Genomic DNA, 16,864 nt, shown 5'->3' on the forward strand with positions numbered 1-16,864 from the left:
CCGCGCGACCCGACCCCGTCGACCTGAGGACCCCCATGAACCTGCTGAAAAAAATCCCCCTGCTCGGCTGGATCGTCATAGCCATCGTGCTGGGCATCCTCACCGGCCCGGTCATGCCGACCTGGCTCGGCAGCGCGTTCCTGACCTACAACTCGATTTTCTCCGGGTTCCTCGGCTTCATCGTGCCACTGATCATCCTCGGTCTCGTCACCCCCGCCATCGCGGAGCTCGGCAAGGGCGCCGGCAAGTGGCTCGGGATCACCGCGGTGATCGCCTACGGGTCCACCATCCTCGCCGGCCTGCTCGCCTACTTCGTGAGCCGCTGGCTGTTCACCTCCAAGCTGTCCGGCGGCGGGCTCGAGGCCCTCGGCGATGAAGCCGGCTCCGGCTTCACCCCGTTCCTGACGGTTGTCGCCAAGGCCGGCGACTCGGCCACCGAGATCGTGCTTCCGCCGGTGATCGACGTGATGAGCGCCCTGGTGCTCGCCTTCGTGCTCGGCGTGGGCATCACCGCGTTCCACAGCAAGGTCATCTTCCGCGGCGCCGTCGAGTTCCGCACGGTCATCGAGTCCGTGATCCGCCGCATCCTGGTGCCGGCGCTGCCCCTGTTCATCTTCGGCATCTTCATGGACCTCTCCGCCAGCGGCGCGGCGGTCACCGTCGTCACGAAGTTCGCGCTGGTGGCCCTGGTGTCCTTCGCACTCACGCTCGTGGTGCTGCTGCTGCAGTACACCCTTGCCGGCTCGATGTCCGGGCAGAACCCGCTCAAGGCGCTGTGGAACATGCGCGACGCCTACTTCACCGCCCTGGGCACCTCCTCCTCCGCAGCGACGATCCCCGTCACGCTGGCCTCGACCAAGAAGAACGGCGTCTCCGACTCGGTCGCCGGTTTCGTGGTGCCGCTGTGCGCGACGATCCACCTCTCCGGCTCGATGGTCAAGATCACCTGCTTCTCCATCGCCGTGCTGCTGCTCACCGGCGGCGACGTCTCCTTCGGCGCCTACCTGCCGTTCCTCCTGATGCTCGGCGTCATGATGATCGCCGCCCCGGGTGTCCCCGGCGGCGCCATCGCCGCGGCAGCCGGCCTGCTGGTCCAGATGCTCGGCTTCGGCGAGGTCGAGGTCGGCCTCATGTTCGCCGCCTACATCGCGCTTGATTCCTTCGGCACCGCGACGAACGTGACGGGCGACGGCGCCATCGCGATGATCATGAACAAGCTCACCCGCGGCCACCTCGGCGCGCAGGCCCAGGACCCGGCCGACGAGACCGTCGAGCCGGCCACCGGCAGCACCGCGGCAACGCACCAGCTGGCCGAGTAGCCACCGGCCTCCGCCGCAGGACCACGGCAGCAAGAAAACAGCGGTAAAACAGCGGGACCCGCCATCGGCATTCGATGGCGGGTCCCGCTGCATGTGGGGCGGATGTCCGCCCGGGTGCTTGTCCGGGTGCCTGCCCGGACCTAGCGGCGGCCGCGGGTGGCGCGCACCTCGCGCTCGACGATGTTGCCCAGCGCGCCCCGCATGGTCCGCACCATGAACAGCACCGCGGCGAAGCTTGCCGCAAGGATGCCGGCCAGCGCCAGCCAGGCCGGGACCAGCACAGCGGCGTCGTAGCCCGAGTCGCGGAGCACGAATTGCGCGCGCCCGCCGAGGAACAGCCAGGGCACCAGCGCCGCGGCAAGGCACAACCCGCCCAGCAGCCAGGCGGCCCGGATGCGGCGCAGTTCGCGGTCGGAGCGGGCCTGCTCGGCCTCCAGCGCCTGCCGCAGCCGCTCCTTCCTCGCCTCGCGGCCGTCTGTTTCATCGGCGGCGGGCATCGAGCACCCCCCAGACCTCGTTGACGCGACCGCGCAGCTGCTCCACGGTGCCGGAATTCTCGATCACGAGGTCCGCTGCCGCGGCGCGTTCCTCGTCGGTGGCCTGGGCCGAAATGCGCGCAAGGGCCGCCGCCTCGTCCATGCCGCGGTCCCGGGCCAGACGCTGCAGGCGCTGCTCCAGCGGGGCGGCGACCACCAGCACCACGTCGAAGTCCTTGGCCTGGCCGGTCTCCACCAGCAGCGGGATGTCCTGCACGACGACGGCGTCGGCGGGGGCCGCGGCGCGCAGCCGGGCGGCCTCGGCGCGCACCAGCGGATGCACTATGGCGTTCAGCCGCGCGCGGGCGTCGTCGTCCCCAAAGACCAGGGCGCCGAGCGCGGGGCGGTCCAGCGACCCGTCCGCGGCGAGGACGCCTGGGCCGAACGCGTCGAGGACCGCCGCGAACCCGGGGGTCCCGGGCTCCACGACGGCCCGGGCGATGGCGTCGGCATCGATGAGCACCGCCCCGAGTTCGGCCAGTTGCCGCGCGACGGCGGACTTTCCTGCGGCGATCCCGCCTGTCAAACCAACATTGAGCATGTGCCCCAGCCTACAGGCGGTCGGGGTTGCAGGCGTCCCTCATGCCTCGGGCGCGGGCTCGATGTTCTGGTTGTGGTGGAAGAGGTTGGCCGGGTCGTACTGCGCCTTGGTGCGGGCCAGCCGGTCGTAGTTGTGCAGGTAGGAAGCGCGGATCCGCTCGGTGCCCTCCTCCATCATGAAGTTCACGTAGGCGCCCCCGGAGGTCGTCGGGTGCAGCTCGTCGTAGTACGACTTGGTCCATTGCGTGATCAGCCCGGCGTTCGCCGGGTCCGGGTCGACGCCCACGATCACCCCGGCCCAGCCGCCGTCGCGGTAGGCGAACGCCGTGGCGTCCGGTGCCACGCGGGCCGCGGCCCCGTCGATCGGGTACAGGTGCATGGTGGAGTGCCCGGTGGGCAGCGCCGCCCCGTACGTGGCGTGGACCTCGATCGCATCGTCGGAAATCTCCTTCACGAAGTCCGCCCGCCAGTACCACTGCAGGCCGGCCGGGAAGAGCGGGTCGAAGGCCTGCTGCAACGCGGTGAACGGCATGGCGTGCAGTCCCTCCAGCAGCGGGGTGCCGAACGCGCGCACCGGGGCCAGCACCGCATCCGCAGCATCGTGCGCGCCGGTGTAGCACCAGAGGATGCCGCAGGCCTTGCGGCCCCAGAGCGCCTCGGGGAACGGGGCGGCCGGCGGGATGGTCAGCAGCCCGAGCCAGCCGCTGAGCTCCTCCGGCAGCGCCGGCAGCAGTTCGCGGTACCAGCGCATGACAGCGGGCGTGTCCGCCAGGTCGTAGAGCACGGGTCCCCCGATGATGACCCCGTGCTCCCCGATGTCGTGCGTGCGGAAGGTGAAGGAGGTGACGACGCCGAAGTTGCCGCCGCCGCCGCGCAGGGCCCAGAACAGGTCCGGGTGCCGGTTTTCGTCGGCGGTGGCCAGGGTGCCGTCGGCCAACACCACGTCCGCGGCCAGCAGGTTGTCCACCGTCAGGCCGAAGCGCCGGGTCAGGTAGCCGATGCCGCCGCCCAGCGCCAGCCCGCCGACGCCCGTGGAGGCGATGAAGCCGCTGGGCGTGGCCTGGCCGAAGGCGACGGTGGCGTGGTCGACGTCGGCCCAGGTGGCGCCGCCGTCGACGCGCACGGTGTGGCCCGCGGGGTCGACGGTGGTGGAGCGCATGGCGCCGAGGTCTATCACCAGCGAGCCGTCGGCTACGGCCAGTCCCGAGGCCTGGTGGCCGCCGCCGCGCACCGCCGGTGCCACGCCGTGGGTGCGGGCGAAGTCAACGCAGGCGACGATGTCAGCGGTGTCCGCGACGCGGGCGATGGCCGCCGGGTGGCGGTCAACCATGCCGTTGTAGACGGCGCGCGCCGCGTCGTATCCCGCATCCCGAGGCAGCGTCAAGGTGCCGCGCAACGCGGCGGCGAGCTCGGCAAAGGGTGCTTCCGTGGTTTCCGGATGCCCGTTCATGGTGTGTCTCCTGCTGGGTTTGGGGGTCTTGCGGTTGATGCTCCCCACGCTAGGCGCCCGCCCGTTCGCCGGGCGTTCGTGCGGGGCACTCAGGCTTCGGAGTCCAGCCGGCGCAGCAGCGCCGTGCTGCCCTGGGCTGCGGCCAGGGTGCGGGCGCGCCGGAGCATGGCCCCGCGCGCGGGACCGCGGGCGTGGGCTGCGCGCAGGCGCAGCACCTCCGGGAGCCACCAGGCATCGCCGTGCTGTTCGGCGGTGGCCACCGCCGCGTCGAGCACCGCGCATGCGGCCCGGCCGTCCCCGGCGGCGTCGAGGCTGTTCGCGAGCAGGGCGAGCCAGTAGGGCATCCGGGCCAGCGCATCGTGGGCACGCAGGCTGGCGATCCCGGCCCGGATCCGCGCCGTTGCCTCCGGCCCGCCCGCCGCCGAGCCCAGCAGGATCTCTCCCCACTGGCCGTAGTAGGAGAGGTCGTAGCGGCGGCAGAGCCCCAGCAGCTCCCCGGCCAGCGGCTCCATGGCGTCGTTGTCCCCGCGCAGCCGGTGCAGCAGCGCCGCGTAGGCCAGCGCCACGGCCCGCGTGTAGGGTTGCTCGCCGGGCCCCGCCATGGACAGCGACTCGGTCGAGAGTTCGACGGCGCGCTCGTCGTCCCCCGCCAGCCAGTGCGCGTGGGACGCCCAGCCGCGGGCGTGGATCTCCAGCCGCGTGCCCAGGATGTAGGAGTAGCCAGGCCACCCGATCTCGCGGCAGCGCCCGAAGTGCCCTATCGCCTCCGCGGCCAGCCCCAGCCCTTGCGCCGCCCCGGCCACCGCGAAGTGCGCCTGGCCCAGCAACCTGGTGTCCCCACCGGCCAGGTCCAGGGCCTGCCGCGCGAGCACGTGCGACTCCCTGATCCGGCCCTGGACGTAGCGGCCGGCGAAGATCCCGATCAGGCTGTCGGCCAGCACCTCCCGCTGCCCCAGCCGTCCGGAGAGCTCCCTGATGCGTTCCAGGTTGCCCAGCAGCTCGGCGGAGGAGTAGCCCAGCAGCGCCGTTTGCGGCGGGGACATGGCCCGGCGCACCGACAGCTCGGCGGCGTCCCGGCCGCCGCCCGCCGGCTGGGCCGCGATCAGCCCGAGGGCCTTGCCGTAGCTGCCCAGCGCCGCGGCATTGGCGAACACGCGAGCCGCGTCGGCCCCGGCGCGAAGGTGGAAGGGCAGCGCCCGCTGCGGGCTTGAACCGAGCGTGTACTGCTCGGCGAGCGTGGAGGCCACGGCGTCGAGGTTCCCCGCATGCAGCAGTTCCAGCCCCTGGGCGAGCCGGCGGTGCAGCAGCCAGCGCGTGGCGGGGCTCGCTGCCTCGTAGGCCGCCGTGCGCAGCAGCTGGTGGGCAAAGCCGTAGCCGGGGCCCGCCGGAAGCAGGATGCCCAGGGTCCAGAGCTCGTCGATGGCCTCCACCAGTTCGGTGTTTCCGAGGTCCCCCGCCTCGCTGAGCAAATCCAGGCTGATGTCATGCCCGAAGGCCGCGGCAAGCTCCGCAACGTGCCTGGCCGCGGGACCCAGCCGCTCGATGCGCCGCCCCAGCAGCGGGCCGAACCCGCCCTCGGGGAACGGGCCGCCCGGCGGGAGCACACGCACTGCCTCCACCACGTGGAGCGGGTAGCCGCCCGTTGCAGCATGCAACAGCTCCGTCTCCCCCGGGTCCGGGGTACGGCCCAGCAGGTGTCCGGCCAGCTCACCGACGGCCTCCCTGTCCAGCGGCCGCACGGCAAGTTCGCGCAGCTGCCCGGCGCCGCGTGCCCCCTGCAACAGGTGCGCCACGGACGCGGATGCGGCCTCGCCGCCGGTGCGCAGTGTCGCGACGAAGAGCAGGCCCGCCGCACGGCCGGAGCCGAGCATGAAGGAGATCCACGCGGCGGTGTCCGCATCGCACCATTGCAGGTCCTCAAGCACCAGCACGGTGGGTCGCCCGGTGGCCTCCACCGTTGCGGCAAGCGCCTCGAAGAACCTGTAGCGCTGCCACGCGTCCACCATGGCACGGCCACCGGCGGGCAACTCCCCCGGTGGCGCGCCGGGCCCGGGTCCCGGCACCAGCTCCGGCAGCAACCGCGCCGCTTCGCTGCGCAGGGGTGCGGGAAGCGTGGCAAGCACCGGGGTGAAATCCCTCCCCCGCAGCCACCTGGCCACCGGGGCCAGCGGGATCCTGCCCGAGGCATCCACGCAGCGTGCCCGGGCCACCACCGCGCCCGCGGACCTTGCCACCTCGCCCAGCGCGGTGGCCAGGTGGGTCTTGCCGACGCCGGGGGCCCCGGAGAGCACCAGCATTCCCCCGCGGCCGTCGCGGGCCTGCTCCCAGCATTCCCGCAGCTCCGCCATCTCCCGCCCCCGACCGATCGGAGCGCGCCCGGACGCCGGGGCTGCAGCGGGGGTGCGGCCCGGGCCCACCAGCCGGCGGGTCTCCTGGGACGGCGCCACCCCGAGTTCCCGCTCCAGCACCGCGGCGCAGCGGTGGAAGGCCTGCAGTGCCGCGGCTCTGTCCCCGAGCGCCAGGTGGGCGCGGATCAGCCCGCGGTACCCGGCCTCCTCCAGCGGCTGGATCGCGATGCGTTGCCCGGCGACGGCCAGCGCGCGGCGGCCCTCCCCCAGCCCCGTCCATGCGGCGGCGGCTTCGTCGCACAGCGCCGTGCATTCGCCGCGGATACGCTCCCGCACCTGGGGCACCCAGTCCGAGTAGTTCCCGGGCATCAGGTCCCCGCGGTACGCCTCAAGGGCCAGCTGCGCGTGCCCCAGGAAGTCCCGCGCATCGGGATCCCCGGCGGAGGCCAGGGCCGCTGCGCGTTCCTCGGCAAAGACCTGCACGTCCACGCACAGCCCGGGGTCCGGCCGCCAGCCGATCGCCCCGTCGGAGGCGGCGAGGGCGTCGGTGCCCGCCAGCAGGTGGCGCAAGTTGTGCAGTTCGCGCCGGAGGTTGGTCATGGCCTGGGCCTCGGGCGTCTCGGGCCAGAACGTCCCGGCCAGCACGGGCCGCGGCACGCGGATCCCGGGGTGCAGGACCAGGTAGGCCAGCAATTCCACGGCCCGGGACCCGCCGGCCACCAGGTCGACGCCCAGCATGGTGAGACGTTGTTCACCGAGCAGATTCAGTTGCAGCACGGCATGTTGCCCCTTTTGGCGACCATCCCCCGCCTGGAATTCTCCCACCGGCACCGGGGGCGGGCAACCGGCGGGCCGCACCGACTGACTAGAATGGATCGGTGATGCACAGCGATTCGGTGGCGACGGCCTATACGACGGTGGACGGCGACTTCGTCCACGAGGTGGAGATCAAGCGTTCGCGCTTCATCACCTACCTGCGCCGCGTCGAGTCCGAGGAGCAGGCGCGCGGCCTTGTCGCCGAGCTGCGCAAGTCCCACTTCGATGCGCGGCACCACTGCAGCGCGTTCATCCTGGGTCCGGACCGGATGGCCATGCGCAGCAACGACGACGGCGAGCCCTCCGGCACCGCCGGCATCCCGATGCTCGACGCGCTGGCCAAGCGGGAGACGGCCCCGGGCCTCACGGACCTCTCGGACACCGTCGCGGTGGTGGTGCGCTACTTCGGCGGCATCCTGCTGGGCGCCGGCGGCCTGGTGCGCGCCTACTCCGACTCGGTCTCCGGCGCCCTGGATGCGGCGCCCCTTCTGCGCCGCCAGCGCATGCGCATCCTGGGCGTGGATTCCGACTACATGGCCGCGGGAAAGCTGGAGAACGACCTGCGCGCCGGCGGCACCCAGGTGCTGGGCACCGACTACGGCCCGCGCCTGGCCACGCTGCGCGTGGCCCTGAACGACGATGCCGGGGCCATCGCGCTGTTCAAGGACCGGCTCGCCACGCTCAGTGCCGGCGCCGGCACCGCCGAAAACCTGGGAACCGAATGGGTGGATCTACGATGACTCTTGATTTTGCGCTGCTGCGCCGCTGGCCCGATGTCGAGGCCGAAAACCTGCAGGCCGTCGACGCCGCCGACCGGCTGCTGCTGGACATGGCCGCCGATGCCGGCTGGCCTGCCGAACCCGGCCGCGTCGCCATCCTCAACGACCACTACGGTGCGCTGACGCTCGGCGTGCTGGCCGCCGGGGTGACCGGGGTGCGCGTGCACCAGGACGCGCTCTCCGGCGCCCGAGCCATCGAGGCCAACGCGCAGCGGCTGCTCCCGGGGCTGGCCGGCGGCCATACGCACCTGCCGCTGGGTGCCGGGCTGCTGGAGGGCGCCTCCCTGGTGCTCATCCAACTCCCCCGGTCGCTGGACGCCCTGGAGGAGATGCTGGGCTTCATCGCGGCGCACGCGGCGCCGGATGTCACGGTGATGGCCACCGGACGCCTCAAGCACATGGGCCTGGGCATGAACGAGGTCATGGGCCGGTACTTCGGTTCCGTCACGGCCTCGCTGGCCCGCCAGAAGTCCCGCGTGCTCACGGCCACCGGCCTCCGGCCGGCATCCGGGCGCCCCGCGCCGCGCTTCCCGCTGCAGGCATCCTTCCCCGTCGGGCTGGAGCGCCCCCTGCAGCTGCGCGCCTATGCCCAGACGTTCGGCGGCGCCAAGCTGGATCCGGGGACCCGCTTCCTGCTCGAGCACCTTCAGCTGCCGGATACCGCCGTGCGCGCCGTGGACCTGGGCTGCGGCAACGGCACCATCGCCGCCTTCATGGCGCTGAAGCACCCCCGGCTCGCGGTCCACGCCTCCGACCAGTCGGCATCGGCCGTGGCCTCGACGGCAGCGACCGCCGCCGCCAACGGCGTCGCCGGGCGCGTCGCCCCGGTGCAGGACGATGCGCTCGCCTCGCTGCCGGATGCCTCGGAGGAACTCGTGGTGCTCAACCCGCCGTTCCACATGGGCAACACGGTTCACGCGGGGATCGCACTGAAGCTGATTGCCGACGCCGGCCGCGTGCTCTCACCCGGCGGGGAACTGTGGTGCGTCTGGAACTCGCACCTGGGCTACCGGGCGCAGCTGGAGAAACTGGTGGGGCCCACCCGCCAGGTCGCCAGGAACCCGAAGTTCACCCTCACGGTGTCGACACGGGCGTAGCCGCCGCCTTCCCGGCGTAGCGGGTGGGCCGCGGCATCGGGCCGGTTTCGAACACCGGACGGGCGCCGGCGACCCGGACGGCGTAGCCCGGCAGCCCCGCCGCTTCCAAGCCAATGCTGTCGATCACCGCCACGCCGGTCGTCTCGATGGCCGTCGAGTCCGGGGTGCAATTGGCAAGATTGCGCCGGCGCACCGTGCGGCCGGCACGATTCAGGACCTCCGTGGCGCGCCACGGCCGGAAACCCGTGTGGGTCCCCGGGCCTTTCCTGTCTCGCCGGGCCGGTGTCCCCGGCACCGCGGGCCGACTGCCCCAGGCGCGTAGTCCAACGATGGCGAGGCGGGTGTGCGCCGGTACCGGAAGCTTCACGACGTTGGCACCCCAGACCCACGGCTCGTTGGCCACGGCAAGGAATTCCCGATGGCCCAGTGCGTTGACCGCGTTGATTCCGTGCACCGGGCACCGGTCATCGAGCGCGAGCACCGGCGGCATCCCCCCGGGCGCCGAGCGCTCCTTGCCGCCGCAGCTGCAGCCCTCGCGTTGGGCCTCGGCCAGGTCCACGCATTGGGCCGCACGCTGGAAGACCAGCGGACCGATGGCGGGATCCAGCGGGATCTCCAGAACGACAGCCCCGGCGATTCGTTCCTGGGCAAGGTGCAGCGCACCCACCAAGAACCAACAGCAGAGCGCCAGCAACGGGATGACGAGGTGGTCGAGGTCATCGAAACCGAAGGTCCCGGGCACCGCCGCGATGTCACGCCTGGCGGAAGTAAAGTAGGAGACGACGACCTTGATGAGCACGAGCGCCAGCAACGTGCCGGCGAACTTCTTCATGAACCGCCCGGCCCTGCGGTGCATGCTCGAATCGCGCAGCAGGGCCCTGGACACCAGGGTTTGCCCGCTTCCTTGCTGCCTCCAGGCCCTGACCAGCATCGTGAGCCGCATCCCGGACATGCCCCCGGCAAGACCCAGCAACAGGAGCCAGAGGGAGGCCGCCCACCACAGGGCCGCGAACAGCGTGGTTTGTTGCTGGGAAAAATACAGCACCGCTGTCCCCAGCAGGCATATCCAGGGCGTGAGTCGTGCCGAAACCGCTGTGCAGAACCCCCAGGAAAGCAAGGCCCCGACGACGTAGGGATCTGCCTCGTGGTCCAGCCCCGAGTCGAGTCCGCTTTTCAGCCCAATCGCAAGCAGCGCGTAGTAGGGCACCAGGGAGCCCCAACGCAGCAGCCGGTCCGGAACCGTCCGCGGCACCGCCGCCCATTCGGCTTCCGAGACCACGTAGCGCGGCAGCGCCACGGTTGGGTCCTGCTGTTCCTTCGCGCCCACGCTGGTTCCTCCCTGACTGGCCAATGGCACAAGGCTAGGCGAGGAAACCCTACCTGCCCGTCATCCTTGCGGGTGATCATCGGGGCCGCCGGGACTACCCGGCATGCCTCAGATTCCTTCGAAGAGGTCACCCAGCAGCGCCGCACCGGGTTCCCTCGCGGGCCAGGCAATGACGGATGGCTCCTTGCCGACGGCCCGTTCCCAGCTGCGTGCATCCCTCCCTGGATCGATCAGGACGTGGCGTTGGCTGCGGTGCTCCTGCAGGCCCGCGACGATGCGCGATGCCACGGCGCGGGTGTCGACCTCGATGCCGATGTCCTCGTCAGGCACGGGACGCAAGTGGTACTCCAGCGAGGGGTCCCAGGCCGGGAGCCCCTTGCGGCAGCGCGCCGCGTTCCAGCGCTCGAAGGTGGAGGTGCGGATCGCGCCGTGGACCAGGCGCCGCAACCCCGGCCCTGGAACCTGCCTCGCCAGTTGGAACGCCGCGTCGGTGGCCCTGCCGATCGCGATGTGGTCGCGGTGCCCGGTGATTCCGTCGGGGCCGAAGGTCGCCACGACCTGCGGCCGCTCGCAGAGCAGGATCTCCCGGATGCGCTCTACAAGTTCGCCGGCGTCGACGGTGTCCAGCCGCCCGTCGTCGTAGCCGAGCCATTCGTGGCGGTCCGGGATGGTTCCGTGGGCGCGCCACGCATTCGCGCTTTCCACCCGCCGCCATGCGCCGAGCGTTTCGGGGGTGGCGGGGACACCCTCGCAGATCTGGCCGGCGGCGCCGTCCGTGGCCAGCACCAGGATGAACCGGAAGCCCGGATCGCGTTCGTGAAGGGCGATCGACCCGGCGCAACCGTAGGCGTCGTCGTCGGGGTGGGCGACGATGACCGCGACGGAATGCGGCTCGTTCATGGGCAAATTTTAGTCCCGCGTTCCTCCACGGAACAGCGCGGCGGGGCCCACACTGGCGCGCTTCAACCGGCAGCGGCCCCCGAGGTGCAATACTGCTGGAATGGATGAGCGCACCGAGGTACCCAACAAGGCCCTGATCGTCGTGGACATGCAAAACGGGGTCGTCGAACACTGCGTGCACCCGAAGAAGGTGACATCACGCATCCAGGAGATGGTCACCCGGGCGCGCGACACCGGGACCCCGATCTTCTGGGTCCAGGACGAACAGGACTTCGCCCGGCATTCCACCGCCTGGCGGATCGTCGCCCCGCTGGAACCCCGCGACGGCGAACACCATGTCTTCAAGACCTACCGCGACGCCTTCGCCGGGACCGGGCTGCATGCGGCGCTGAACGCCCAGGGCGTCGGGCACGTGGTGATCTGCGGCGCCCAGTCCGACTACTGCGTGCGCACGGCGGCCCAACGCGCCGCGGCCATGGGCTTCGACGTAACGCTCGTGCGCGATGCCCACACCACGGGTGCCGCAACCTTCGAGGGCCAGAGCCTGACCGGGGACCAGGTCATCGCCCACACCAACGCCTACTTCTCCGGGCTCGAGTATCCCCAGCAGGCCATCTCGCTGCTGCGCGCCGACGAGGTCGTCTTCCACCCGGTGCCATCGAACGACTAGGGCTGGCCGGAGTTGGGACTTGTTTTGTTGCCGCGCTGATCCACAGGGACAAAGATCGGGTGCCCGTGCTTGTATCGACAGGCAAACCCATCGATCCCGAACGGCCGCAAGTCCAGTTCGTCAATGCGCCCGGCCATGGGTGCCGGTTTCCGGGCCGCCTCGCCATCGCTTTCGGATGTCCGGGTGGCACCGCTCCTGCCCCGGCCTAGGTGGTTTTCCGCGGGCTCTCCGCGCCACCTTTCAACGGCAAGGAAACCGTTTTCCTCTACCAGTCCGGCGCGCCCGGGCAACCCCGGACCCGCGTAGCCCAACACACCGATGGGTCTGCCCATGGCGGTGACCGGAAGCCCGGACAAGGGACTCCAGACCCAGGATGCCGTGCGGGCGGCGGCTGCAAATTCCGCCGTGCCCATGGCGTTGACCACGTCGACGCCATGCACCGCGCCATGACGGTCGACGGAGACCTCGTCCATGGTTTCGGCACCGGAATGCTCTTCCGTGAATGCCGAATCCTCCGCACAACTGCAGCCTTCGCGCTGTTGCTCCGCTTCGGGAAGTCCCCCGGCATCCAGCCAGTCCATGCCCGCCACCGATAGCGGTCCGCCATCGGGCGTCGGCAGGATCCACAGCACCGGACCGATCAACGAGGCACGCAACCTCCGCCACCCAAACCGCAACGGAAGAACCCCGGCCCACAGTGCAGCCGCCAGGGCCACCGCCAGCAGGAACGGATCAAACGGTTCCGGATACGCCTCGGGCCCGCTGGTTCGGGATTCGTGGAGGAACCAGGAAAAGGCGAGGTAGGCGGCCAACGCCGTGCACGCAAGGAACACGAATGCCCCGCGACCACTCTGTGTATCTTCCCGCCCCCACGTAGCCTGTTCCTCGGTGAGTGGGAGGACGTCAGACGCCCCTTGATCCAGGACGTGCCGCAATTTTCGCAGCGCCATGAACTGCCGCATGCCCATCGTCATGTCGATCAATCCTGCCGCTCCGATGACCGCCGAGCTGGCCCAGAACCACCAGCGTGGTTCAAGCCCCAGGCTTGTCGCGACAATGTTGTCGACCTGGACGGCAAGAAACGCCACCCAGATTCCCGGCCGCGGCACAATCAAGACGGGTATCAGCACAAGCAGCATGAGCGTGATCGACGTATCCGGCATGAAGCCCGACGGCTCCACTGACGCGGCCCACGTCGTACTATCCGCCGAGGCATCTTCCGACAGCGAAGCAATGGCCTTTGAAACCAGGAACCCTCCAAAGCCCAGGAGCAGGGCTCCACGCAACACGGAGTTCGGGAACATCCTGGGCTGGGCATTCCACTGGGCTGCGCTGGGCTTCATCAACCGGACGGTACGTGAATTTGTCACCCACCGATCTTGCCACTGCTCGCGCCCCCGGACCGAATTCGCTAGGGTGGCCAAAACGCCCAGAGAGCAACAGGGAGGCACCATTGTCGATGAACCCGAAACACCAAAGATTCGTTGCCGACCTCGAACGGGCGGGCATTTCCCGTAAGATCCGGCTGCTCGACGAGCACACCCACACCGCCGCCGCGGCGGCCAGTTACCTGGGCTGCGACGTGGCGGCCATTGCCAATTCACTGGTCTTCGACTGCGGGGGCGAGGCGCTGCTGATCATGTCCAGCGGCGCGGGCCGGGTGGACACCGCACTGGTCTCGCAGGCCTTGGGCGGACGGCAACTGAAACGGGCAACACCCGACTTTGTGAAGCAGGCGACGGGCCAGGTCATCGGCGGTGTGGCACCGGCGGGGCATCCCGCTCCCCTGCGCACCGTCATAGACACCTCCCTGCGGGACTTCGACGAACTCTGGGTTGCCGCGGGAACCGCCGATTCACTCATGCCCCTCAGCTACGCGGAACTTCTCAAGCTCACCGGTGGAACCGAACTGAAAGTCCGCTAAGAACCCGAAACCGAAGGTTCAAGGCGGTGCTCGACGTCGGGCCAAGCCAGCGTCGTCTTCTCGGTGGGAGCCAGCGCCTTCAGCAGCAGCGCGTCGGCGACAACGATTCCATGCGGTGAGACCTCCAGGATCGCCAACGGGCCGGAGAATGCACCGCGCCCGCCCTCAAGCACCCATGGCTGCATCAGTTCGGCGATTCCCTGTTCGCACAGGCGTTCTTCGCCGTCAACGTAGTCGCACGGTTCGCCGGCGACATGCCCCAGGACGGAGCGCGGCTGCACGACGCCGTAGTCGGGGGTCACCGGCTCGAGGTACCCAACCGTTTCCCCGTCTTCCCGGGTGACGGCTATCCATGCTGAAGTATCCATGGTTCGAGGCTAGCCCGGAGGCGCCTGATTTCCCGAACCGGCCGCTTAACGACGAAGGTCCCCTCCACCAACGGTGGAGGGGACCTTCGTTCAAGCTACCTCGAGTGAATCAACGATTCACAAGCGGAGGAAGGCTTAGGCTCCGGTGAGCTTCTCGCGCAGTGCGGCGAGGGCTTCGTCGGATGCCAGGGTGCCTGCCTCGGGAGCCGGAGCTTCCGAGGAGTAGGAGGTTGCAGCGGACTCGGCCGGTGCGGCTTCGGCAGCTGCATCGTCGGCGAGGTGCTGTGCAACCTGCTTCTTGTGGGCTTCCCAACGGGTCTGGGCGTCAGCGTACTGCTGCTCCCAAGCTGCACGCTGGGTCTCGAAGCCTTCGAGCCACTCGTTGGACTCCGGGTCGAAGCCCTCCGGGTACTTGTAGTTGCCCTCTTCGTCGTACTCTGCGGCCATGCCGTAGAGAGCCGGATCGAATTCGGCACCTTCCGGATCGACGCCCTCGTTGGCCTGCTTGAGGGACAGCGAGATGCGGCGACGCTCGAGATCGATGTCGATGACCTTGACGAACAGTTCGTCGCCAACGGAGACAACCTGCTCTGCCAGCTCCACGTGGCGCACGGCCAGCTCGGAGATGTGCACGAGGCCTTCGATTCCGTCTTCGACGCGAACGAATGCACCGAACGGAACAAGCTTGGTGACCTTACCCGGAACAACCTGGCCGAGGGCGTGGGTGCGGGCGAAGGTCTGCCACGGATCTTCCTGGGTGGCCTTGAGCGAGAGCGAAACACGCTCGCGGTCCAGGTCGACCTCGAGAACCTCGACGGTGACTTCCTGGCCAACTTCGACAACCTCGGACGGGTGGTCGATGTGCTTCCAGGACAGCTCGGAAACGTGGACGAGACCGTCTACGCCGCCAAGGTCCACGAATGCACCGAAGTTGACGATGGAGGAAACGACGCCCGGACGAACCTGGCCCTTTTCCAGCTTGTTGAGGAAGGTGGAGCGAACCTCGGACTGGGTCTGCTCGAGCCATGCACGGCGGGACAGAACAACGTTGTTGCGGTTCTTGTCCAGCTCGATGATCTTGGCTTCGATTTCCTGGCCGATGTACGGAGCCAGATCGCGCACACGGCGCATTTCGACGAGCGATGCCGGCAGGAAGCCGCGCAGGCCGATGTCGAGGATAAGGCCGCCCTTGACCACCTCGATGACGGTGCCGGTAACGACGCCGTCTTCTTCCTTGATCTTCTCGATGTCGCCCCAGGCACGCTCGTACTGAGCACGCTTCTTGGACAGGATCAGACGACCTTCCTTGTCCTCCTTGGTGAGGACGAGGGCCTCGACGTTGTCGCCGACTGCGACAACGTCGCCCGGGTCAACATCGTGCTTGATGGAAAGTTCGCGGGAAGGGATGACACCTTCGGTCTTGTAACCGATGTCGAGCAGAACTTCGTCGCGGTCAACCTTGACGACGATGCCTTCGACGAGGTCGCCATCGTTGAAGTACTTGATGGTGGCGTCGACGGCAGCGAGGAAGTCTTCAGCAGAGCCGATGTCGTTGATTGCAACGACTGGAGCACTGGTCTTCTCGTTGGAGGTGATGGTCATGTAGTAGGGACTCCGATGTGGATAGTCTTGTTGGTCGGTCAGCCGGAAGTCCCGGCATGTTCCGAATTAAGCATTTGCGGGCACGGCAGGGCCGAAACACGCGTACCCAGTCTATTCCCCCACCCCCTGCCGGGTCAAAACGTCAACCGCCCCTCTTGTCAAGCCGGGGTGCCCGAATCCGCCTCTCCCGGGGCGACCGATGCGAGGTGCGGTGCGCGGCCCTCAGGCGAAGGCGTCGGAGAGCGTGAGCAGGCGCAAACCCCTGGATCCAAGGGCGTCAAGCAGCCCCGGCAGCGCCCGCGCCACTCCGGCCCCGGTGCCCGAGTTCGGACGGTTGAAATGCGCGATGCCGACATCCCGCCGGCCCAGCAGGGCGGTTTGCGCGGCAACGGTGGCCGCCGGGAAGGTGGCTCCGGCATCGAGGTTCACGGTGAAGTTCATCGGAATGAGTCCAAGCTCACGCGTCATGCGCGTACACAGTTCATCCATGTGGGCGGTCCCGGAGCGGAAGAAGCCGGCCTCGACGCCGAAGACCTCGGCCAGGTAGCGCTGGTTGCCCATGACTTCCTCGTAGGCCTGGGCGATGGACGCGGTGCCGGGAATCCCGTAGGCGGCCTGTCCCCGGCTGGCCAGCGGCGCGTGCGAGGTGCCGTGGTTGGCGATCTCGAAGAGCGGGTCCGCGACAAGGTCCAGCATCAGGGAGTGGTTGGCCTTGGCCCAGCGGCGGTTGACGAACAGTGTGGCCGGGGCGTTGTGCTTCCGCAGCGCCTTGACGAGCGTCGCGTCGTAGCCTTCCCCGTGCGGTCCCCCGCAGGCGTCGAAGGTCAGTGCCGCGCCGCGGGCCCGGGCCGGCAGCTGCAGCGCAATGCCCTTCACCTCGAGCCCGAAGGCGCCGGCGGGCTTGCCGGAGAATCCGGCGACCACCTGCTGGCGGGTCGGCACCGTGGCAGCGCCCGGCGAGGCGGATGGCACGGCATTCGGCGCGGCCGTCGGTGTGGGGGCCGAGGTAGGGCTCGGGTCGGGCACCGGGTTGCCCGTAGCCGCGCCGGCGGCCTGCTCGAGCGGTGAGCGTGGCGAACCCGGGTCGGCCACGCAGGAACTCAGTGCCGCGGCGCCGAGGCCGAGGGCCGCGCCGAGGAAGGCCCTGCGTCCCGGGAGGGACGGGGCCGGAGATGGAACGTGCATGTT

Annotated in this window: 15 protein-coding genes; 5 read left to right on the forward strand and 10 right to left on the reverse strand. The window is 69.6% G+C overall.

Annotation, left to right across the window (positions count from 1 at the left end; genetic code table 11):
* Positions 1-35: 35 nt before the first annotated feature.
* The gene (locus ACSYDW_RS01735) at positions 36-1,319 is read left to right on the forward strand and encodes a dicarboxylate/amino acid:cation symporter (RefSeq protein ID WP_438336978.1); all 1,284 of its coding nucleotides are present in this window, start codon (positions 36-38) and stop codon (positions 1,317-1,319) included.
* A gap of 140 nt (positions 1,320-1,459) precedes the next feature.
* On the opposite strand, the gene ACSYDW_RS01740 is transcribed toward ACSYDW_RS01735, so the two are convergent.
* From ACSYDW_RS01740 to ACSYDW_RS01755, 4 genes are all read right to left on the reverse strand, one after another.
* Complete coding sequence (locus ACSYDW_RS01740) at positions 1,460-1,816, reverse strand: hypothetical protein (RefSeq protein ID WP_438336979.1); 357 nt, start codon at positions 1,814-1,816, stop codon at positions 1,460-1,462.
* Positions 1,800-2,396, reverse strand: a complete 597-nt coding sequence (gene coaE, locus ACSYDW_RS01745) for a dephospho-CoA kinase (RefSeq protein WP_438336980.1) — start codon at positions 2,394-2,396, stop codon at positions 1,800-1,802. Before coaE ends, ACSYDW_RS01740 begins: the two co-directional genes overlap by 17 nt.
* Positions 2,397-2,435: 39 nt before the next feature.
* A complete protein-coding gene (locus tag ACSYDW_RS01750; protein ID WP_438336981.1) occupies positions 2,436-3,845 on the reverse strand; it encodes an FAD-binding oxidoreductase in 1,410 nt (469 codons plus the stop codon).
* Between the two features lie 89 nt (positions 3,846-3,934).
* Positions 3,935-6,970 carry an ATP-binding protein gene (locus ACSYDW_RS01755; protein ID WP_438336982.1) on the reverse strand — a complete coding sequence of 1,012 codons (3,036 nt, stop codon included), beginning with the start codon at positions 6,968-6,970 and terminating at the stop codon, positions 3,935-3,937.
* A 104-nt stretch (positions 6,971-7,074) separates the two neighbouring features.
* Between ACSYDW_RS01755 and ACSYDW_RS01760 the strand changes: the two genes are divergently transcribed.
* Both ACSYDW_RS01760 and ACSYDW_RS01765 read left to right on the forward strand, forming a co-directional pair.
* Complete coding sequence (locus ACSYDW_RS01760) at positions 7,075-7,749, forward strand: YigZ family protein (RefSeq protein WP_438337317.1); 675 nt, start codon at positions 7,075-7,077, stop codon at positions 7,747-7,749.
* The gene (locus tag ACSYDW_RS01765; protein ID WP_438336983.1) at positions 7,746-8,885 is read left to right on the forward strand and encodes a class I SAM-dependent methyltransferase; all 1,140 of its coding nucleotides are present in this window, start codon (positions 7,746-7,748) and stop codon (positions 8,883-8,885) included. The genes ACSYDW_RS01760 and ACSYDW_RS01765 overlap by 4 nt, the downstream gene beginning before the upstream one ends.
* Here the strand turns inward: ACSYDW_RS01765 and ACSYDW_RS01770 are convergent.
* Both ACSYDW_RS01770 and ACSYDW_RS01775 read right to left on the reverse strand, forming a co-directional pair.
* Positions 8,863-10,212: a hypothetical protein gene (locus ACSYDW_RS01770; RefSeq protein ID WP_438336984.1), complete on the reverse strand. Its 1,350-nt coding sequence runs from the start codon at positions 10,210-10,212 to the stop codon at positions 8,863-8,865. The genes ACSYDW_RS01765 and ACSYDW_RS01770 overlap by 23 nt on opposite strands.
* Positions 10,213-10,320: 108 nt before the next feature.
* Positions 10,321-11,112, reverse strand: coding sequence for a PIG-L deacetylase family protein (locus ACSYDW_RS01775; protein WP_438336985.1), 792 nt, complete (start codon positions 11,110-11,112; stop codon positions 10,321-10,323).
* Positions 11,113-11,212: 100 nt separating this feature from the next.
* On the opposite strand from ACSYDW_RS01775, the gene ACSYDW_RS01780 reads away from it, so the two are divergent.
* Positions 11,213-11,782 (forward strand): isochorismatase family protein, encoded by a 570-nt coding sequence (locus tag ACSYDW_RS01780; protein WP_438336986.1) that lies wholly within the window; start codon positions 11,213-11,215, stop codon positions 11,780-11,782.
* On the opposite strand, the gene ACSYDW_RS01785 is transcribed toward ACSYDW_RS01780, so the two are convergent.
* On the reverse strand, positions 11,779-12,963 hold the full coding sequence (locus ACSYDW_RS01785; protein ID WP_438336987.1) for a hypothetical protein: 1,185 nt from the start codon (positions 12,961-12,963) through the stop codon (positions 11,779-11,781). The genes ACSYDW_RS01780 and ACSYDW_RS01785 overlap by 4 nt on opposite strands.
* A gap of 278 nt (positions 12,964-13,241) precedes the next feature.
* Between ACSYDW_RS01785 and ACSYDW_RS01790 the strand changes: the two genes are divergently transcribed.
* Positions 13,242-13,706 carry a YbaK/EbsC family protein gene (locus ACSYDW_RS01790; RefSeq protein WP_438336988.1) on the forward strand — a complete coding sequence of 155 codons (465 nt, stop codon included), beginning with the start codon at positions 13,242-13,244 and terminating at the stop codon, positions 13,704-13,706.
* Here the strand turns inward: ACSYDW_RS01790 and ACSYDW_RS01795 are convergent.
* The 3 genes from ACSYDW_RS01795 to ACSYDW_RS01805 form a co-directional block, all read right to left on the reverse strand.
* Complete coding sequence (locus tag ACSYDW_RS01795) at positions 13,703-14,074, reverse strand: hypothetical protein (protein ID WP_438336989.1); 372 nt, start codon at positions 14,072-14,074, stop codon at positions 13,703-13,705. The two genes, ACSYDW_RS01790 and ACSYDW_RS01795, sit on opposite strands and share 4 nt — an antisense overlap.
* Before the next feature lie 135 nt (positions 14,075-14,209).
* Entirely contained in the window at positions 14,210-15,676 is a 1,467-nt protein-coding gene (gene rpsA, locus ACSYDW_RS01800) for a 30S ribosomal protein S1 (RefSeq protein ID WP_387525380.1), read from the reverse strand.
* A 222-nt stretch (positions 15,677-15,898) separates the two neighbouring features.
* On the reverse strand, positions 15,899-16,861 hold the full coding sequence (locus ACSYDW_RS01805) for a polysaccharide deacetylase family protein (protein ID WP_438336990.1): 963 nt from the start codon (positions 16,859-16,861) through the stop codon (positions 15,899-15,901).
* Between the last annotated feature and the right edge of the window lie 3 nt (positions 16,862-16,864).

It is taken from the genome of Paeniglutamicibacter selenitireducens (genome assembly GCF_051550675.1).
GTDB lineage: Bacteria > Actinomycetota > Actinomycetes > Actinomycetales > Micrococcaceae > Paeniglutamicibacter.